Raw genomic sequence first — 19414 nt, forward strand, 5'->3', positions numbered from 1 at the left:
TAGCTATCCTTGGGAAAAATCACCCATTATTGTCTGACTTATTTCGCGCAGAAAGGCGCGCCTTTTTTTAACTTAAATCAGGTAATTTCGCGGCAGCGTTTTTCTCTATTCCGATAAGCGGCAAGAGATTATCCACCGCAGAGGCGTAATTAATCGCCGCACTCCAGCCATCGTATTCAGCCATTATTTTCGCTGAGGTGGCAGACCAGACATCCTGCTCCACGCTGAGCAGATCGTTAATGCTGCGCTTGCTCAGGGTATATTCATTTTTGTAGACATCGCGGGCGCGCAACGCATTTTCCAGCTGACGCTTCCCGGCTTCCATTCGTCCACGCGCCCCGGTCCAGTCGGCCTGTGCGACGGAGGCTTTTTGCAGGACATCAAAACGGGCCTGATCGACCTGGGACGATGCCATTGCCCTTGCGCCCTCGGCCTGACGGACGCGCGCCGAGACCGCGCCGCCCTGATAAAGCGGTGCGTCAATATTGAGCTGGATCTGATCATCCCAGTACGCGCGATTATCAGACTCATAGCGGGTGCGGCCCCCTTTCAGGCTTAAGGTCGGCCAGTGCTGAGACCTGGCGGTTTCTACGCCGTACTGGGCTGAACGCTCCATGTTCTGCGCGGCCATCACCGTTGGGATCAGTGAATAATCAATCCGATTGAGAGAATCCGGCTCCACGGCCAGACCTCCCGGAACCGGTGAATAGCGTTCAGCCTGTATGCCAGTTAATACCGCCAGCCGCGCGCGGGCGCTGTTCAGAGACGCATTATACTGCTCTACCGTCGCCTGCATCCCGGCGATACGGGTGCGGGTCTGAAGCTCATCAGAGGTGGAGCTTACGCCAGCATCGGCGCGGAGTTTTGCCAGCTGCTCAACGTTTTTAAGCGCCTGCACGTTCTCTTTTGCCGCCTGCAACAGATCGCTGTAGCGTTTTACTTCCACATAGCTGAGGGCCGTTTTTTCCGCGACGGCAGACATCGTGCTCATCAGCTGGTAGCGATAGCTGTCACGCTGAGCTGAAGACTGGCTGATGCTGTTATTGGTCTTGCCAAAATCGTACACCAGCTGCGTCAGGCTCAGGCCCCAGGCTGCGGAATTTCGCAACGAGCCGCTTGAATCGGTGGTCTGGCTGTGACCCGTACTCCCGTTCAGGGCTATTTGTGGCATCCAGCCACTGCGCGCTTCGTCTATTTGTGCCTGGCCGATCCCCAGTTGCGCTGCCTGCTGGCTCACTGAGGGGTCGCGATCGAGAGCGAAAAGAATACTTTCTTTCATCGTCATTGCCGCAACGGGAGATATCCCCGCCTGGCCGTTATTTGCATTAGCCGCAGTCACCACCAGCGAAATTAAGGTCAGGGAGACAGATAATCTGAGCAACCTGTTATTGCATTTCATCTTCATAATATCCCCCGACTCCAGGTGATAGCCAAATAAATACCCAGGAAGAGGTACAAATAATTCTTCAGAAATCCCTCACCTCTTCTCGATTAATTTGGGTAATAGTTCCCCAAGCCCATTTCAATTGAGATGAGAGCCGTTCAATCTCTTTTTTTCTTTTAAGAATTTACTTAAATATTTATTGATTCGCAGCATAACAAAATGTGATATGAGCAACCACACCCGCAATGTTAATGCGGTGTTACAAATAAGAAAAAAGATGGGGTTTCTGGACAAAACGTTATAAAAGGCCTTTCAGATGAAACAAATAAACCCCCTGTAATATAAAGAAAATTCTAAAATGCCCCGGTGTACATTTTTGCGTTAATTTCACCCCGAATCAGACACAAAGATTTTCAAAGAAATGTCAACTTAAGTAATACACCGAATAAAATTAAATTATTTTACTTTAAAAATAGAAACTAATAGATATATGCACTAATTTATAATTACAAATTAGCTAAACATTCTGGTTAGAGCCAATAATCCGGCAGCTTAAGCCAAATTTTCAAGTAAAACATAGCGATAACAACATACCTAAAAGATACATACATGTTTTTGATGACTGATTAATGCGATATCAATAATCACATCATTAAACTGTTTTTGGATAACATCCCGCACCTGTCGCGATTCCCTTTCCTGCAAAATGCTGTAAACTGCGATTTATTGCGACATTTTGCAGGATACTGCCCCATGCATAAAACCGCCAGACAGAAATATGTGCTTGATATCATTACTGAGCAAGGCCAGGCCAGCATTACCGAGCTGGCAGAGCGATTGCAGGTTTCGGCGGACACCATCCGTCGCGATCTGACCGACCTGGAAAAACAGGGACTGGCACAAAAAAACCATGGCGGCGCCATCGCGCTGAATCTCTCGACGATGACCCGAGTAAGCAGGAATAGCTTGCTCCCTGAAATTAAGCAGCGGCTGGGTAAACAGGTTGCGCAATGCGTGCCTGCGGGCTCGACGCTTTTTCTGGACGCCGGAAGCACACTGCTGGCCGTTGCCTCTTTCCTTCAGGGGCCGCTGACCATCATCACCCCTTCTCTTGATATCGCCCAGCAGGTTAGCGATCGGGAAGATATTGACCTGATCCTGCTCGGTGGAAAGTGGGATCAGAAACAACGCCTGTTTGCCGGAAGCGCCACCCTTTCCCTGCTCTCTCGCTACCGGGCGGATATTGCCATCCTTGGCGCATGCGCCATCCATGCCGAACTCGGATTGAGCGCCAGTCAGGAGGCGGATGCCGAAGTGAAGCGTGCCATGCTGGCCGCAAGCCAGGCGCACTGGGTAGTCGCCGACCATCTAAAACTCAACCAGTGCGAACCGTATCTGGTGTCAGGGTTATCCGAGATTCATCAACTGTTTTTAGATCGTCCCTGGGCAGAGCTCGGGGACCATAGCGCCTTGCAGGTTACCGTTGGCGCGCATTAACGTGGAGAAGGTCATGAATAAAGTGAAGACAATGAATATTGCGCTGATCGGGTATGGTTTTGTAGGTAAGACGTTCCATGCCCCGCTGATCCAGTCCGTCGAAGGCCTGAAGCTGGCGGTGGTCTCATCCCGGGATGAAGAGAAAGTGAAACGCGACCTGCCGGACGTCCTCGTTGTCGCCACGCCGGAAGAGGCCATTCAGCACCCGGATATCGACCTGGTGGTTATCGCCTCCCCTAACGCGACCCATGCGCCGCTGGCCACCCTGGCGCTCAATGCCGGCAAGCATGTGGTAGTGGATAAGCCGTTTACGCTGGATATGCAGGAAGCGCGAGATCTGATTGCGCTTGCGCAAGAAAAACAGCGCCTGCTCTCGGTCTTCCATAACCGCCGCTGGGATAGCGATTTTCTCGGCATTAAGCAGGTGATTGAGCAAGGCCGTATCGGTAAGGTGAAACATTTTGAGTCGCATATCGATCGTTTCCGTCCGGAGGTTCGCGTGCGCTGGAGAGAGCAAAACGTGCCCGGCAGCGGCCTGTGGTTCGACTTAGGCCCGCATATGATTGACCAGACGCTACAGCTTTTTGGTCTGCCGCAGTCGGTACAGGGCAACATCGCCACCCTGCGTGACGGCGCGGAGATTAACGACTGGGCGCACGTGGTGCTGAATTATCCGGAACACAAAGTGGTCCTCCATTGCAGCATGCTGGTGGCGGGTGGCGTTGCCCGCTTTACCGTCCACGGCGATAAGGCCAGCGTGGTGAAAGCGCACATCGATCAGCTGGAAGCCCAGCTGCTGGCAGGCGTCGTTCCGGGTAGCGAAAGCTGGGGTGAAGACAGCGACGCTATGGTGCTGTTTAATGCCCAGGGTGAAGCCAGCGCTATCCCTGCGCCAAAAGGCGACCAGCGGCAGTACTATATAAACGTGCGCGATGCCCTGAACGGCAAGATTGACAACCCGGTCCATCCGGTGGAAGCCCTGGCGGTGATGGCGGTGCTGGAAGCGGCGGTAAAATCTTCGGAAACGGGTTCAACTCTGGAACTTGACTTAACGGCGCAGGAGCGCGCGCAACTGCAATAAGCCGCAAAAAAATGCCCTGCGGGTTAGCAGGGCATTATCGGTTACTGACGCTTTTTCGGCATCATGCGCAGCAGCGTGTTGTCCTTCCAGAAGTAGTGATGCATCAGCGCGGCAAAGGCGTGCAAACCAATCACGAAATACCCCAGATTCGCCAGCGTTACGTGCCACTCCTTTAGGGTATCCACCAGGTCAAAATTCCCCTCCGCCGCATGCGGCATCGTCAGGCCAAACGCAAACCAGTCATTTCCCCGGTTATACATCATCACCATACCGATCAGCGGCAGCGCAATGAACAGCAGGTAGATTACCAGATGCCCGAGATGGGACAGCCCGGTGATCATCGCTTTTGGTTTCGGTTGAATAGGCGGAGCCGGGAATTTGAGGCGGATAAGCAGGCGCGCCACCATCAGCACCAGGATGCTGATCCCGCAGGAAACGTGGATCATATTAATAAGCGGACGATCGGTTCTTGGGAACCACCCTCTGAACTCCATGGCGCAATAGGCCATAATGACTAACAGAAAAACCAACCAGTGAATGCTGATTTGCAGACCCGTATATTTTGTGCGCATGTTGTTTCCCGATAAAGAATCATTATCGCGCCAACATAACCACCTTTCCTGAAAATGTGAACCCCCTCGCATGGAGGGGGCTCCTGATTACGACTGCAAATAGACCACCTGCGTCTGCAAATACTCATTCAGACCGTGTTTGCCATCCGCCCCGCCGATACCGGATTTACGCCAGCCTGCATGGAAGCCCTGCATCGCTTCAAAGTTTTCACGGTTAATGTAGGTCTCGCCGAACTTAAGCCCCTTAATGGCTTTCATCGCGACGTTCAGGTCCTGCGTATAAACAGACGAGGTTAAACCGTAGTCGCTGTCGTTGGCCATGTTCAGCGCCTCTTCCAGGGTGTCGAATGCCACCACTGGCAGCACCGGGCCAAAGGTCTCTTCGTGCATGATGGCCATATCCTGACGTACGTCCAGCAGCAGCGTTGGGGGATAAAAATACCCTTTGCCTTCTGCCGCTTTACCGCCAAGGACCACTTTAGCCCCCTCCTGCACCGCGCGCGCCACCTTCTGCTCCACGCGCTCCAGCGCGGCGGCGTTGATCAGCGGCCCCATGGCAATATCCGTTCGCTCAGCCGGATTGCCAAACTGGACGGCTTTCATTGCCTCGCCCAGACGATTAACAAAGCGGTCGTAGATCCCCTTCTGGACATAGACACGTTCCGCACAGTTACACACCTGCCCGGTATTGATGACGCGTGAATCCACAATGGACTTCACGGCCAGCTCGAGGTCGGCATCGTCCATCACGATGGCCGGGGCTTTACCGCCCAGCTCCAGCCCCACTTTGGTGATGTTTTTCGCCGCCGCAGCCATGATCTTCTCGCCTGCCCCGACGCTGCCGGTCATGCTGACCATCGCCACTTTCGGGTTCCCGGCCAGCTCCTGTCCGACGGTTTCACCCCGGCCCAGCACAAGGTTAAAGACGCCTTTCGGCAGGCCAATCTCATCGACGATTTTGGCAAACGCAATGGCGTTGTTTGGGGTAAATTCGCTCGGCTTGATAACGATGGTGTTACCGGTGAGCAGCGCGGGAGCGAGCTTACGGGCAATCAGGAAGAAGGGGAAGTTCCACGGCAGAATGCCGGTGGTGACGCCCAGGGCACGCTTAAACACCAGAATATTTTCGCCCGGACGGTCGCTCTGAATGATTTCCCCTTCATAACGGCGCGCCCACTCGGCCATATAGTCGATATAGTCAGCGGTAAAGTTCACTTCCACTTCCGCCAGCTGCTGGATCTTGCCGCCTTCGGCCACAATCAGCGCGCTGATTTCACTGACGCGCTCGCGGATCCCGGCGGAAATTTTGCGTAGCCAGCTGGCGCGTTCAATAGCAGGCAGCGCCTCCCAGCCAGCCTGCGCGCGATCTGCCGCGTCAATGGCCTTGCGGGCGTCCTCGGCGCTGCCATCGGGAATACGGGAAATGACCTCTTCCGTGGCCGGATTGATCACGTCAATCCATGCATCACCCTGCCAGGCAACAAACTGTCCATCAATATACATAGGATGTTGTACGGGTACTGTCATAACCTGCTCCTGTAATCACACTGTTTTTAACAAGTAAACTTAATGTTAAAAACTATAATTACCGGGGCAATTGCCTACTCTATGAGTCTGTTTTTGTGAGATATCTCATAAAAGAAACGGGTCAGCCCGTTTCCAAAATCACAAATCGGCAACACAGGATGCCCGTTTGCGTAAAAGATGGCGCAAACGGGCAGAGCATCACAGCAGGGAACGGCTCACCAGCGCGTCGGTGAGAATGACGTCGTTTCGCAAGATCTGCCACGCGGCGTCCACGTCGGCAGGGATATCGACATGGGCAATGAAATCACGTCCCGCCGGACCGTAGCCGTTGATGTCATCCCTGAGTCGCGGAAATTCACCCAGCACCAGCGACAAGTAGCGCTCTACCGGCCATAACCCCTCGACCGGGCCGCTAAACACCAGACCGTCGTCGCTGTTTTGCAGCACGGGCGTCAGGCCGGGATGACTCACCCATGCGGGCGATGCGGCCTCGTCGCGGCAAACGCGGGCAAACGTAGCCATTGTGCGACGCTGCATTGTCGGGTCCTGCACCACCAGCACCCGGGCGGCGTTCAGTCCGGATTGTTTCATCAACGCCCGGCTGAAGCGGGCGTTTTCGCCACAGTTGGTCGACTGATCCTCAACGTGAAGATGCTCGGCCGGAATGTTCCAGAATTCACGGGCGATGTCGGCCAGAATAGCCGCCTCAGCACGTCCGGTGGTGGGTATCCTGTTATAGCGGGGGTGTTTCGCAATCGCGGCGTAGAGGAAGGTCGTCGAGTGACCGATCCCGCCGCTGATGATCAGAGGAACACCCTGTTCAGCCGCGATTTTACAGGCAGCATCAATCGCGGGGATCACCGCATTACCCGCCAGAATCACCAGATCAACGGGCTGGTTGTCCTGATAGTCGTCCTGAGCAAGCCACGCCCCAACGGTATTCACGGCGTCGAGGGTTGTGCCAGGCAGACAGGGAAAAAGTGCCATTGTCATCGTTACCTCCTTACAGCATACAGAGCCTTCGATTATCCCCCTTTCTTCGCGTCATGCTATGGCATGAATGCTGAAAAAACGGGCCGGGATGTGCTCAAAAAGCACTCACATTTGATTAACATGAGAAAATCGTATTCACTTGAATTATGATTTGCGTCAGCCTTAGAATCATTAGCCCGCTCACAATTCAACTTTTTGAAAGGTAAACCCCGTTATGCGCCTGCCCCAACGCGACCCTTATGCTCCTCGCGAGTGGCAGCCACACGAGAAACCCGCCCTGCTGGGTTCCCCTTCCACCCCGGAGCATCCGACGTCGAAACGAATCGCCTATGGCGTGGTCGGCCTGCTGGTGTGTCTGACCGGGGCGCTGGGTAACGCGGTCGTCACCGCCAATCTGCAAAACCTGCAAGGCACCTTTGGCGCCTGGTCGACTGAAATCGCCTGGTTGCCTGCCGTCTATGTCATGACCAACGTCTCCATCAACCTGCTGCTGGTAAAGTTTCGCCAGCAGTACGGTTTGCGCGCCTTTACGGAAGGCTTCCTGGTGTTGTATGTGCTGGTCACCTTTTTCCACCTGTTTGTGAACGATCTCAGCTCGGCGCTGATGGTACGGGCGGCACACGGGATGGTCGCCGCCGCGCTCAGCTCGCTCGGCATTTATTACCAGATCCAGGCCTGGCCCGCGAAGCACCGACTGAAGGCGCTGACCATCGGCATAACCGGGTCGTCGCTGGCGATCCCGCTGGCGCGGCTGTTCTCCACCGAGCTGTTACAGCTTGATGAGTGGCGCGGGCTGTACTTCTTCGAGCTGGGTCTGGCCCTGATCTCCCTGGCCTGCGTGATGGCGCTCAAGCTGCCGCCGGGCGATCGACGCAAGGTCTTCGAGAAGAAAGATTTCATCACCTTCTTTTTGCTTGCGCCCGGCATGGCGCTGCTGTGCGCGGTTCTGTCGTTAGGGCGTCTGGACTGGTGGTTTGAAGCGCCGTGGATCGGCTGGGCGCTGGCTCTCTCGCTGGTGCTGATTGTCTCCGCGATCGTGTTTGAACATAACCGCAACAACCCGCTGCTTAATACCCGTTGGCTCTCCAGCGGCAGCATCGTCCGCCTGGGGCTGATTATGCTGCTGATCCGCATCGTACTGGCGGAGCAGAACACGGGCGTCATCGGCTGGCTGCAATATGTAGGCTTGCAGAATGAACAGATGACCCATCTGGCGTGGGCTATTTTCGCCGGGATCGTCTGCGGTATCGTCACCAGCTGTCTGACGATTAAGCCCACTAAACTGGCCTGGCCGATTATCACCTCGCTGGCGCTGATGATCGTTGCCTCGCTGCTGGACAGCCAGTCCAACAACCTGACCCGGCCGGATCAGCTTATATTCAGCCAGTTCCTGCTGGGCTTCGGCAGCGCGTTCTTCCTTGCGCCTGCGATGCTGGCAGCCATTGGCGGGGTGATCGCCGATCCGCGCAATCTGGTCAGCTTTTCCGTGATGTTTGGCATGAGTCAGAACCTTGGGGGCCTGCTGGGTTCCGCGATCCTCGGCACCTTCCAGACCTGGCGCGAGAAGTACCATTCCAGCCTGCTGGCTGACCAGCTCACCACCCTTAACCCGCTGGTGAACGAACGCATACAGCTTTACACCCAGATGTACAAAAGCCTGGTTGGCGACAGTTCCCTGCTGGGAACCCAGGCCATTACCCAGCTTCAGTCGGTGACGACGCTTGAGGCGAATATTCTGGCTTACAACGATACTTATCTCCTGACGGCGAGCATTGCCACTGCCACGCTGGTCTGGATTTTATGGCGCTTGCTGCGTCTGCGCATCACCGCCCGTATGGCCCTTAAGAACGCCACTGGCAACAAGTAATGACTATTTTTCAGGAGAAGTTATGAGTCAGCAGGATGCCGCCAAAGAGCAGGCCAACACCCGCAAAAATGTGCGCGTCGTTTCCATTTTCACCGCCGCGGCTATCGGCATTGTCGGGGTACTGGTGATCCTTTATGCCTGGCAGCTGCCCCCGTTCACGCGTCATGCCCAGTTTACCGATAACGCCTACGTGCGCGGCCAGACCACGTTCATCAGTCCCCAGGTAAACGGCTACATTACCGAGGTCCATGTTCAGGATTTCGCGCAGGTTAAAAAAGGCGAGCTGCTGTTGCAGATAGATGACCGCATCTATCGCCAGCGCGTCCATCAGGCCGAGGCGCAGCTGGCAATGAAAATTGCAGCCCTGAATAACAACCTGCAACAGCGCAAAAGCGCGGAAGCGGTGATTGCCAAAAACGAGGCGGCGCTGAAAAACGCCCGTGCCCAAAGTCTGAAAACCCAGGCGGATTTGAAACGCGTGAAAGAGCTGACCGCGGACGGCTCCCTCTCCATTCGCGAGCGCGATTCGGCGCTGGCCAGTGCCGCCCAGGGGAGCGCCGATATCGACCAGGCGAAAGCAACGCTTGAGATGTCGCGTCAGGATTTACAAACGGTCATCGTCAATCGCGGTTCGCTGGAAGCGGACGTTGAGAATGCGAAAGCCGCGCTGGAGCTGGCGCAGATCGATCTGCAAAACACCCGGATTGTCGCGCCGCGTGACGGTCAGCTCGGGCAGATTGCGGTGCGTCTGGGGGCGTACGTCACCGCCGGGACGCACCTTACCACGCTGGTCCCGCCGCAGCACTGGGTGATCGCCAATATCAAAGAGACGCAGCTGGCGAATTTACGCGTCGGACAGCCAGTGAAATTCACCGTCGATGCCTTAAACGATAAAGCCTATCAGGGGCGCGTGGAGAGCATATCCCCGGCCACAGGGGTCGAGTTCAGCGCTATCACGCCGGATAACGCCACGGGCAACTTTGTTAAAATCGCCCAGCGCATCCCGGTACGTATTGAGGTACTCGGTGAGCCGGAGGCGTACCGGCTGCTGCGTCCTGGCATGTCGGTGCAGGTGACCATCGACACGCGGGAGGCGAAACAATGACCCTTCGCCCGATAGCCGGCCTGCTGATAATGGCTTTCCTGGCGGGATGCCAGTCGGTAGACGTTGAGCCCGCCAAATCGTCCCTGCACATACCGGCCCAGTGGCGCGCGACGTCGGGGCCAGCCAGCCCGACAGAGCAGCTCTGGTGGCGAAATTTTCACGACAGCAATCTGAATCGCTATGTGGATCAGGCGCTGAAGAATAACAGCGACGTGCTGATTGCCCGCGAGCGGATTAACGAGTACCAGGCCCGGGTGTACGCCGCCGATGGCAGCCTGTTCCCGTCGCTTGACGCGGGCGTGACCGGGACGCGCGCGCGCTCGCAGTCCGCCGCCACGGGGCTTCCGGTATACGGTACGTTGTACAAAGGCAGCCTGACCGCCAGCTACGACGTGGATATCTGGGGCGTAAACCGCAGCACCTCCCGTGCCGCTGAAGCGTCGCTGGAGGCACAAAAGGCGGCGGCTGCGGCGGCTGATCTTACCGTCGCATCCTCGGTGGCCTCCGGGTACGTCACCCTGCTGTCGCTGGACGAACAGCTTCGCGTTACCCGGTCCACGCTGAAGTCGCGTGAAGAGGCGTTCAACCTCGCCAAGCGACAGTTTGAGACGGGATACAGCTCTCGCCTTGAGCTGATGCAATCGGATTCTGAGCTGCGCGCCACCCGCGCCCAGGTTCCACTGCTTCAGCACCAGATTGCGCAGCAGGAAAATGCGCTTAGCCTGCTGCTGGGCAGCAACCCGGGTGACGTTGCGCGCGGTGAAAGCTTTGATGCCCTGACGCCGCTGAAACTGCCCTCCCAGCTGCCGTCGACGCTACTGAACCGACGCCCGGATATCGTCCAGGCTGAACGTCAGCTGATTGCGGCGGACGCGACGCTGGCGGCATCGCGCGCCAGCCTGCTGCCGTCGATCAACCTCACGGCCACGGGATCGGTGCAGGATCGCACGCTGTCGGGATTGCTGGATAACCCGCTACAGCTCTGGAGCGTGGGCGGCAGTATTCTTGCGCCGCTGCTGAACCGTCAGGCGCTGAATGCGCAGGTAGATATCTCTCAGTCCCAGCGGAATCAGGCGCTGTATAGCTACGAAAAAACCGTGCGTAACGCGTTTGCTGAGGTGAATGACAGCCTTGATGCCATCACCCGCTATCAGGAACAGCTTACCGAGCTGCTGGCACAGCAGACGGTCGCGCAGGAGACGCTGAGGATTGCGCAAAACCGCTACCGCAACGGATACTCTTCTTATCTGGATGAGCTCGATGCGCAGCGCACGCTGTTCTCGGTGCAGACCAGCGTGGTACAGGTGAAAAACAACCTGCTGCTGGCGCAAATTGATTTGTATAAAGCGCTGGGCGGCGGCTGGAGCAGTGCCTGAAGACATGCCCGGAGGCGCTGCGCTTACCGGGCCTACATTTCGCACCCGACGATACCCTCCAGGGAGTCAATCTATGCAACAACAGTGGTGTTCAGTAGATACTTACATGATTTCTTCGCTTATTCCTGAGGATGAGGTTCTCCAGAGCGTGCTTGAAAACAACAAACGCGCCGGTTTGCCCGAGCACGATGTTGCCGCTAATCAGGGGCAACTGCTGGCGCTGTTTGTCCGCATGACACAGGCGCGTCGAATACTGGAAATCGGTACGCTGGGTGCGTATAGCTCAATCTGGATGGCGCGCGCCCTGCCGCCGGATGGAAAGCTGATTACGCTTGAAGCGGACCCGAAACATGCCGCTGTTGCACGCCAGAACATTCACCTTGCGGGACTCAGCGATCGTATCGAATTGATTGAAGGCCCGGCGCTAAAGTCGCTCGAGAATTTCGGTGACGTCCCTCCCTTCGACCTGATCTTTATTGATGCCGATAAGCCTAACAACCCCGGTTACCTGGAGTGGTCGCTGCACTACTCCCGCCCCGGCACGGTCATTATCGGTGACAACGTGGTACGTGACGGCGAGGTGATTAACGGGCAAAGCGACGATGCACGCGTGCAGGGAGTACGGAAGTTTATCGAGATGACTGGAGATAACCCGCGCTTAACCGCCACTGCGCTGCAAACGGTGGGCATTAAGGGATGGGATGGGTTTACGCTGGCGATGGTGAACGGGTGAACAAAAGCCGGGTGGCGGCTACGCCTTACCCGGCCTACATGTTTTACCGTAGGCCCGGTAAGCGCAGCGCCACCGGGCAACGGTTTTAGCCGGAAATCTGCTCCATCGCCTGCAAGATACGCTTATCCGAAATGGGATACGGCGTTCCCAGCTGCTGAGCGAAGAAGCTGACGCGCAGCTCCTCGATCATCCAGCGGATCTCCCGCACGTCGTCGTCATCGCGACGCGCCGGCGGCAGTTTGTTGAGCCACTGCTGCCACGCCTGCTGCACGTTTTCGACTTTCAGCATCTGCGCACGATCGCGATGCGGATCGACCGCCATTTTCTCCAGACGCTTCTCTATCGCCTGCAAATAACGCAGCGTATCGCCCAGACGCTTAAAGCCATTGCCGGTGACAAAGCCGCGATACACCAGCCCCGCCATCTGCGCCTTGACGTCCGACAGCCCCAGGGCCATGGTCATATCCACCCGCCCCTTCAGGCGCTTGTTGATATTGAACACGGCGGTAAGGATCTGCTCAACCTGTTTGGCAATCTCCACCACGGTGTCGTTCAGCTCCGCGCGCACCTTTTCATGAAGCTGAGCAAAGCCCTCTTCCGTCCAGACCGGACCGCCGGCCTCGTGGATCAGCTTATCCACACCGCAGGAGATGCAGTCGTCGATCAGGTCCAGCACCTTACCGTACGGGTTAAAGTAGAGTCCCAGCTTGGCTTTGTTCGGCAGCTTCTCGTGCAGATACTTAATCGGCGACGGGATGTTAAGCAGAAGCAGTCGACGCAGCCCGCGCCACATCATCTGCTGTTGCTCCTGCGGATTGTCAAAGAGCTTAATCGCCACGCTGTCGCGCTCATCCACCAGCGCGGGCCAGGCTTTCACCTTGTAGTTCCCGCGCTTCTGCTCGTAGCTTTCCGGGAGCTGACCAAAGCTCCAGATGTGCAGCCCGCTCTGCTCAATGCCGTCATCGGCCACCGCAGAGAGCGTCTCCTGGACTTTACCTTTTAGCGCCTCTTTCAGCTCCGTCAGAGAACGGCCTTCGAGCAGCTTTTTGTTTTTATCGTCCACCACGCGGAATGTGATTTTCAGGTGATCGGGCACCTGATCCCAGTTCCAGTCGTCGCGGTCGATGGTGGTTCCGGTCATGCGGCGGAACTCACGCTCCAGCGCGTCCAGCAGCGGCAGCTCCAGCGGTGTGACGCGGCCTAAAAACGCTTCGGCGTAGTTCGGCGCCGGCACAAAGTTACGCCGCACCGGTTTAGGCAGGGATTTGATTAACGCAATGACCAGCTCGCGGCGCAGGCCGGGGATCTGCCACTCAAACCCGCTCTCTTCCACCTGGTTTAACAGCGGCAGCGGAATGTGCACCGTCACACCATCGGCATCCGCGCCCGGCTCAAACTGATAGGTCAGACGCAGCTTGAGGTTGCCCTGATGCCAGAAGTTCGGATAATCGAGCTTGCTGACCGACTCCGCGCCCTCTTTGATCAGCATGCTCTTTTCGAAGTTGAGCAGGTCCGGGGCCTCTTTGCTGGCTTTCTTCCACCAGCTGTCGAAATGGCGCGCCGAGATCACATCGTGACTGATGCGCTGATCGTAAAACTCAAACAGCGTCTCGTCGTCCACCAGAATGTCGCGACGGCGGGACTTGTGTTCAAGCTCTTCCACCTCGGCGCGCAGCTTCAGGTTTTCGCGGAAGAACGCATGACGCGTCTGCCAGTCGCCTTCCACCAGCGCGTGGCGGATAAACAGCTCGCGACTCAACGCCGGATCGATCTGGCTGTAGTTAACCTTACGCGCGGCCACCACCGGCAGGCCGTAGACGGTGACTTTTTCCGTCGCCATCACCGCGCCCTGCCCGCGCTCCCAGTGCGGCTCGCTGTATGAGCGTTTCAGCAGGTGCTGCGCCACCGGCTCAACCCACTCCGGATCGATACGCGCGGCGATACGCCCCCACAGACGGCTGGTTTCCACCAGCTCGGCGACCATGGTCCACTTCGGCGGCTTCTTAAACAAACCGGAGCCCGGGAAGATGGAGAAACGCGCGTTGCGTGCGCCGGTATATTCCTGCTTATCCGCATCCTTCATCCCGATATGAGACAGCAGGCCAGTCAACAGGGCGATATGGATTTCGCGGTACTCCGCCGGTTCACTGTTCACCGGGATACCCAGCTCTTTCACCACCTGGCGCAGCTGGGTGTAGATATCCTGCCACTCGCGTACGCGCAGATAATTGAGGAAATCCACCCGGCACTGACGGCGGAACTGGTTCGAGGAGAGCGCTTTTTGCTGCTCGCCAAGGTAGTTCCACAGGTTCACAAAGGCGAGGAAATCGGACTCTTTATCGTGGAAGCGACGGTTTTTTTCATCCGACGCCTGCTGCTTGTCCATTGGACGCTCGCGCGGATCCTGAATGGAGAGCGCCGAGGTGATGATCATCGCCTCGCGCACGCAGCCGTGTTTTTGCGCCTCCAGCACCATGCGCGCCAGACGCGGGTCGACCGGCAACTGGCTAAGCTGGCGGCCCAATGGCGTTAGCTTGTAGGCCGTCGCCTGTTCGTCGGTGGTGATGGCCCCCAGCTCTTCCAGCAGCCGCACCCCGTCCTGAATATTGCGCTTATCCGGCGCTTCCACAAACGGGAAGGCGGCGATATCGCCCAGCCCCAGCGCGGTCATTTGCAGGATAACGGATGCCAGGTTGGTCCGCAGGATCTCCGGATCGGTAAACTCCGGGCGCGACAGGAAATCGTCTTCCGAATAGAGACGAATACAGATCCCTTCCGACACGCGGCCGCAGCGGCCCTTACGCTGATTAGCCGACGCCTGCGAAACCGGCTCAATCGGCAGGCGCTGAACTTTGGTGCGGTAGCTGTAGCGGCTGATGCGCGCCGTACCCGGGTCGATCACGTATTTAATGCCCGGTACGGTCAGCGAAGTTTCGGCCACGTTGGTCGCCAGCACGATGCGGCGCCCGCTGTGCGGCTGGAACACGCGGTTCTGCTCGCTGTTCGACAGGCGCGCGTACAGCGGCAGGATCTCGGTATGGCGCAGATCGCGCTTGCTGAGCGCATCGGCGGTATCGCGGATCTCGCGCTCGCCGCTCATGAAGATCAGAATGTCGCCAGAACTCTCGTTGCCCAGCTCGTCGACGGCATCAAAGATGGCCTGAAGCTGGTCGCGCTCGGTATCGTCCGCCTCTTCCACAATCGGGCGATAGCGCACTTCCACCGGATATGTGCGTCCTGACACCTCGATAATCGGCGCATTGTTGAAATGTTTTGAGAAGCGCTCCGGGTCGATGGTCGCGGAGGTGATGATGATTTTCAGATCGGGACGCCGGGGCAGCAGCTCTTTCAGGTAGCCGAGCAGGAAGTCGATGTTCAGGCTGCGCTCGTGCGCTTCATCGATGATGATGGTGTCGTACTGCATCAGCAGACGATCCTGCTGGATTTCCGCCAGCAGGATACCGTCGGTCATCAGCTTAACCATGGTGTTATCGCTGACGTGGTCGCTGAATCGCACCTTGTAGCCGATGCAGCCGCCCGGCTCCGTTTGCAGCTCTTCCGCAATACGGTTCGCCACGGTGCGCGCCGCCAGACGACGCGGCTGGGTGTGACCGATCAGCCCTTTCACCCCGCGGCCCAGCTCCATGCAGATTTTCGGCAGCTGAGTGGTTTTACCTGAACCGGTTTCCCCCGCGACGATCACCACCTGGTGGTCGCGTACGGCCTCAAGAATGTCCTGTTTCTTCTGGCTGACGGGCAGATTTTCCGGATAGGTAATCTCCGGACGTGCGGCTTCACGCAGCACAACTTTCCCTGCCGCCTGTTCAATCTCGTTGGCCATCTCCTGGTAAATGGCCTGTTGTGCATCAGGATTTTTAACCTTCTTAACGCCGTGCAGACGGCGCGCAAACCGCTGTTTATCGCGCAGCATCAGCGAATCAAGCTTTTGCATCAGCATCGGGAAGGTCAATTTTTGGTGTTCTGTCATAGCGTTAACGGGCAGTGCACTGCCGGATAAAATCTCTTTTTAATGATTGGTATAGAGTACCACATCAGCGCTTTTCGCGCCTTATTCAAAAAATTCGAACATAGGCTTCGATATATTGCGCTATCCCTGTGGCAGGATTGTGAATAAAGTGTCAACAAGCAACGGGGCAACCCCCTCAATCAAATACAAAACAGGAATTTCCCATGAGCAAAGTATTAGTGTTGAAATCCAGTATTCTGGCAGGGTATTCACAGTCTGGTCAGCTGTCTGACTATTTCGTTGAACAGTGGCGTGAACAGCACAGCGCGGATGAAATCACCGTGCGTGACCTGGCGGCAAACCCAATTCCTGTGCTGGACGGCGAGCTGGTTGGCGCGCTGCGTCCGAGCGATGCGCCTCTTACCCCGCGTCAGCAGGAAGCCCTGGCGCTCTCCGACGAGCTGATTGCTGAGTTGCAGGCGCACGACGTTATCGTGATCAACGCCCCAATGTACAACTTCAACATTCCTACCCAGCTGAAGAACTACTTCGACCTGGTGGCGCGTGCTGGCGTAACCTTCCGTTACACCGAGAACGGCCCGGAAGGTCTGGTGAAAGGCAAGCGTGCGGTTGTACTGACCAGCCGCGGCGGTATTCACAAAGATACCCCTACCGACCTGGTCGCACCGTACCTGACGCTGTTCCTGGGCTTCATCGGCATTACCGACGTGAACTTCGTGTTCGCTGAAGGTATCGCTTACGGCCCGGAAGTGGCCACCAAAGCGCAGACCGACGCGAAAGCCGCTATCGACAGCCTGGTCGCTGCCTAAGTTTTCCCCCTCTCACCGCCCGGTGGGAGGGTTTTTCTTTTCCCCCGTATTTCGTTATCATCCGCACCCACTCTCCAGCCCGGCGGCCTGATGTCTGTCATTATCGATACGTTTATTGCACCACCCTGTCACGACGACATTGAGATCCTCTGGCAGGACGAGCATCTGCTGCTGATCAATAAACCTTCCGGTCTGCTCAGCCTGTCGGGGAAAAATCCGCAAAACCTCGATTCCGTCCACCACCGTCTTGTTCAAACCTTTCCCGGCTGCACGCTGGTGCATCGTCTTGATTTTGGCACTTCGGGTCTGATGGTCATTGCGCGTAACAAAGCGATCAACGCCGCGCTTTGCCACCAGTTCAGTCAGCGCGCCGTGAACAAGGTTTACACCGCCCTGTTGTGCGGACATGTGGAACAGGACGAAGGGACCGTGGATGCGCCGATTGCCAAAGATCCGGCGCTGTTTCCGCTGATGACGATCTGTGCCCGCACCGGTAAGCCCGCTCGCTCGCGCTATCGGGTGGTGGAACGTATTTACCAGGATACGATAATGCCGCTGACGCGGGTTGAGCTTACCCCGGAGACCGGGCGCACCCACCAGCTGCGCATTCACTGCCAGCAGTTAGGCCACCCTATTCTTGGGTGCGATCTGTATGGTGGTCTGGAATGGCCGGGGGCGGAAGAAACGCCCCGGCTGATGCTGCATGCAAGCGCTCTGAATTTTATTCATCCGCTGAGCGGCGAAACGATAAACGCCCGTCACGCCGCGCCGTTCTGAGCGGGGATTACCACATTAAATCGTCAGGGATTTTGAAGTCTGCGTACGGATCGTCTTCGTCCTGCTCTTCCTGACTCAGGGCGCTGTTTAGCACAATGCTGTCCGCATCGCGCTGGGCAATTTTATCCGCCACTACCGCCGGGATAATCGCGTAATCACAGTCGCCATTCGCGTTAATCACCAGTCGGGCAATCGCCAGACGGCCGTTGATCAGCTGGGTTTGCGTCTGCTTATCGACCTCGATTTTTTTGATAAGGTTGCCGTCGGTAAAGTTAAAGGTAATGTTGCCCTTCGCCACGGTGATGCGGTTCATCTCAATCAGCTGCTTCACCTGCGCCCTGAACTCTTTTGCCAGCACCGCCTGTTTTTGCTGTTCGCTCAGCTGCTTATCACGCTCCAGCTGGGCTTTCTTGTTCTCTTCAACAGCCTCTCTCGCCTCGCGAGCCTGGACGCGGGATTTTTTCGCCGTGCGCTGGACCTTCGCCATCTTTTTACTGCTGACTAAGCCCGCTTTCAGCATCTGCTCTTGTAGGGTGAGTTTTGTCATGTTCGTTTAAACCGGTTGGAAATGTCGGGGGATTATACCTGAATCGCGCAGTTCATGAAGAACCCTCATGTTGCAGTGAAATTAAGTCACTTCCCCTGCGCCAGTGGCTCAGGCATAAATTATGCATTGATAACGTTCCGGCAACATGAACTTAGGATGCATAACCAAATGAGTCAGGCTTTCACATTTACCCTTAAGCGCAGTTGCTTTGATGAAAATTATAACCCGTCAGAAAACACGCGTACCACCACCAACTTCGCCAACCTGGCGCGTGGCGAGAAGCGTCAGGAGAACCTGCGCAATACGCTGGTGATGATCAACAACCGCTTTAACGCGCTGGCGAGCTGGGATAACCCGAAAGCTGACCGCTATGCCGTCGAGCTGGAGATTATTTCTGTCGATATGAATATCGGCGGCGATTTTACTTTCCCGGCCATCGAAATTCTGCAAACGACGATCGTGGATAAAAAAACCCACGAGCGCATCGAAGGCATCGTCGGAAATAACTTCTCATCGTATGTTCGTGACTATGATTTCAGCGTCCTGCTGCTGGAGCATAATAAAAACCGGGCCCGTTTCTCTCTCCCCGAGAATTTTGGCGAGCTGCACGGCAATATCTTTAAAAGCTTCGTTCATTCTGCGGAATATCAGGCGAACTTTAAAAAAGCGCCGGTGATCTGCCTGAGCGTCTCCAGCAAAGACACCTATCGTCGTACCGGTAACCACCACCCGGTGCTGGGCTATGAGTACCAGCCGGACGGCGAGTCGCTAACGGAACAGTACTTCGCGAAGATGGGCCTGAAGGTTCGCTATTTCATGCCGGAAAACAGCGTCGCGCCTTTTGCCTTCTTCTTCACCGGCGATTTACTGCGTGATTACACCAATCTGGAACTGATCGGCACCATCAGCACCATGGAGACGTTCCAGAAGATCTATCGACCAGAAATTTACAATGCCAATTCCGCTGCGGGACAGTGCTATCAGCCCGACCTGAATCAGCAGGATCACTCATTAACCAAAATCGTCTATGACCGTGAAGAGCGCAGCCGGCTGGCCATTGAACAGGGTAAATATACCGAAGAGCGGTTTATCAAACCCTATAAAACCCTTCTTGAGCAGTGGTCTCAACACTTCACGCTTTAATTTAATACGGATAAA

The 19414-nt window shown here is 56.3% G+C and carries 15 protein-coding genes; 9 read left to right on the top strand and 6 right to left on the bottom strand.

The genetic code is table 11. From position 1 onward, the window contains the following. Window positions 1-67: 67 nt before the first annotated feature. Window positions 68-1405: a TolC family outer membrane protein gene (locus tag SK58_RS13450; RefSeq protein ID WP_023303703.1), complete on the bottom strand. Its 1338-nt coding sequence runs from the start codon at window positions 1403-1405 to the stop codon at window positions 68-70. Between the two features lie 732 nt (window positions 1406-2137). Between SK58_RS13450 and SK58_RS13455 the strand changes: the two genes are divergently transcribed. Together SK58_RS13455 and SK58_RS13460 are read left to right on the top strand one after the other, a co-directional pair. After that, window positions 2138-2881: a DeoR/GlpR family DNA-binding transcription regulator gene (locus SK58_RS13455; protein WP_015570569.1), complete on the top strand. Its 744-nt coding sequence runs from the start codon at window positions 2138-2140 to the stop codon at window positions 2879-2881. 13 nt (window positions 2882-2894) lie between these two features. Next, window positions 2895-3962 (top strand): oxidoreductase, encoded by a 1068-nt coding sequence (locus SK58_RS13460; protein ID WP_048220074.1) that lies wholly within the window; start codon window positions 2895-2897, stop codon window positions 3960-3962. A 41-nt stretch (window positions 3963-4003) separates the two neighbouring features. Here SK58_RS13460 and cybB read toward each other — a convergent pair whose 3' ends face one another. From cybB to SK58_RS13475, 3 genes are all read right to left on the bottom strand, one after another. After that, window positions 4004-4534, bottom strand: a complete 531-nt coding sequence (gene cybB / locus SK58_RS13465) for a cytochrome b561 (RefSeq protein WP_015570570.1) — start codon at window positions 4532-4534, stop codon at window positions 4004-4006. Window positions 4535-4621: 87 nt separating this feature from the next. Further along, entirely contained in the window at window positions 4622-6061 is a 1440-nt protein-coding gene (gene aldA / locus SK58_RS13470; RefSeq protein WP_045348295.1) for an aldehyde dehydrogenase, read from the bottom strand. A 198-nt stretch (window positions 6062-6259) separates the two neighbouring features. Continuing rightward, a complete protein-coding gene (locus tag SK58_RS13475; protein ID WP_017384495.1) occupies window positions 6260-7054 on the bottom strand; it encodes a YdcF family protein in 795 nt (264 codons plus the stop codon). Between the two features lie 214 nt (window positions 7055-7268). Here SK58_RS13475 and SK58_RS13480 point away from each other — a divergent pair, with 214 nt between their 5' ends. From SK58_RS13480 to SK58_RS13495, 4 genes are all read left to right on the top strand, one after another. Continuing rightward, window positions 7269-8921, top strand: coding sequence for an MFS transporter (locus SK58_RS13480; protein ID WP_017384496.1), 1653 nt, complete (start codon window positions 7269-7271; stop codon window positions 8919-8921). 22 nt (window positions 8922-8943) lie between these two features. Then, window positions 8944-10026 carry an HlyD family secretion protein gene (locus SK58_RS13485; protein ID WP_017693458.1) on the top strand — a complete coding sequence of 361 codons (1083 nt, stop codon included), beginning with the start codon at window positions 8944-8946 and terminating at the stop codon, window positions 10024-10026. Next, window positions 10023-11402, top strand: a complete 1380-nt coding sequence (locus tag SK58_RS13490; protein ID WP_023303697.1) for an efflux transporter outer membrane subunit — start codon at window positions 10023-10025, stop codon at window positions 11400-11402. The genes SK58_RS13485 and SK58_RS13490 overlap by 4 nt, the downstream gene beginning before the upstream one ends. A gap of 73 nt (window positions 11403-11475) precedes the next feature. Beyond that, the gene (locus SK58_RS13495; protein ID WP_017693460.1) at window positions 11476-12135 is read left to right on the top strand and encodes an O-methyltransferase; all 660 of its coding nucleotides are present in this window, start codon (window positions 11476-11478) and stop codon (window positions 12133-12135) included. Between the two features lie 85 nt (window positions 12136-12220). Here the strand turns inward: SK58_RS13495 and hrpA are convergent, their stop codons facing one another. Beyond that, entirely contained in the window at window positions 12221-16123 is a 3903-nt protein-coding gene (gene hrpA, locus SK58_RS13500; protein ID WP_048220076.1) for an ATP-dependent RNA helicase HrpA, read from the bottom strand. Between the two features lie 203 nt (window positions 16124-16326). Between hrpA and azoR the strand changes: the two genes are divergently transcribed. Continuing rightward, the gene (gene azoR, locus SK58_RS13505; RefSeq protein WP_015570577.1) at window positions 16327-16932 is read left to right on the top strand and encodes an FMN-dependent NADH-azoreductase; all 606 of its coding nucleotides are present in this window, start codon (window positions 16327-16329) and stop codon (window positions 16930-16932) included. A 90-nt stretch (window positions 16933-17022) separates the two neighbouring features. Then, window positions 17023-17709: an RluA family pseudouridine synthase gene (locus SK58_RS13510; RefSeq protein WP_017384499.1), complete on the top strand. Its 687-nt coding sequence runs from the start codon at window positions 17023-17025 to the stop codon at window positions 17707-17709. 7 nt (window positions 17710-17716) lie between these two features. Here the strand turns inward: SK58_RS13510 and SK58_RS13515 are convergent, their stop codons facing one another. Next, entirely contained in the window at window positions 17717-18256 is a 540-nt protein-coding gene (locus SK58_RS13515) for a DUF2058 domain-containing protein (RefSeq protein WP_017384500.1), read from the bottom strand. Between the two features lie 168 nt (window positions 18257-18424). On the opposite strand from SK58_RS13515, the gene SK58_RS13520 reads away from it, so the two are divergent. Then, window positions 18425-19399 carry a DUF1852 domain-containing protein gene (locus SK58_RS13520; protein WP_045348316.1) on the top strand — a complete coding sequence of 325 codons (975 nt, stop codon included), beginning with the start codon at window positions 18425-18427 and terminating at the stop codon, window positions 19397-19399. Window positions 19400-19414: the final 15 nt, after the last annotated feature.

Source organism: Enterobacter sp. BIDMC93 (genome assembly GCF_001037805.1).
GTDB classification, from domain to species: Bacteria; Pseudomonadota; Gammaproteobacteria; order Enterobacterales; family Enterobacteriaceae; genus Enterobacter; species Enterobacter hormaechei_C.

Coding starts and splice junctions, on each gene's coding strand:
- SK58_RS13450 (WP_023303703.1), bottom strand. CDS start 1,405: ATGAAGATGAAATGCAATAACAGGTTGCTCAGATTATCTGTCTCCCTG.
- SK58_RS13455 (WP_015570569.1), top strand. CDS start 2,138: ATGCATAAAACCGCCAGACAGAAATATGTGCTTGATATCATTACTGAG.
- SK58_RS13460 (WP_048220074.1), top strand. CDS start 2,895: ATGAATAAAGTGAAGACAATGAATATTGCGCTGATCGGGTATGGTTTT.
- cybB (WP_015570570.1), bottom strand. CDS start 4,534: ATGCGCACAAAATATACGGGTCTGCAAATCAGCATTCACTGGTTGGTT.
- aldA (WP_045348295.1), bottom strand. CDS start 6,061: ATGACAGTACCCGTACAACATCCTATGTATATTGATGGACAGTTTGTT.
- SK58_RS13475 (WP_017384495.1), bottom strand. CDS start 7,054: ATGACAATGGCACTTTTTCCCTGTCTGCCTGGCACAACCCTCGACGCC.
- SK58_RS13480 (WP_017384496.1), top strand. CDS start 7,269: ATGCGCCTGCCCCAACGCGACCCTTATGCTCCTCGCGAGTGGCAGCCA.
- SK58_RS13485 (WP_017693458.1), top strand. CDS start 8,944: ATGAGTCAGCAGGATGCCGCCAAAGAGCAGGCCAACACCCGCAAAAAT.
- SK58_RS13490 (WP_023303697.1), top strand. CDS start 10,023: ATGACCCTTCGCCCGATAGCCGGCCTGCTGATAATGGCTTTCCTGGCG.
- SK58_RS13495 (WP_017693460.1), top strand. CDS start 11,476: ATGCAACAACAGTGGTGTTCAGTAGATACTTACATGATTTCTTCGCTT.
- hrpA (WP_048220076.1), bottom strand. CDS start 16,123: ATGACAGAACACCAAAAATTGACCTTCCCGATGCTGATGCAAAAGCTT.
- azoR (WP_015570577.1), top strand. CDS start 16,327: ATGAGCAAAGTATTAGTGTTGAAATCCAGTATTCTGGCAGGGTATTCA.
- SK58_RS13510 (WP_017384499.1), top strand. CDS start 17,023: ATGTCTGTCATTATCGATACGTTTATTGCACCACCCTGTCACGACGAC.
- SK58_RS13515 (WP_017384500.1), bottom strand. CDS start 18,256: ATGACAAAACTCACCCTACAAGAGCAGATGCTGAAAGCGGGCTTAGTC.
- SK58_RS13520 (WP_045348316.1), top strand. CDS start 18,425: ATGAGTCAGGCTTTCACATTTACCCTTAAGCGCAGTTGCTTTGATGAA.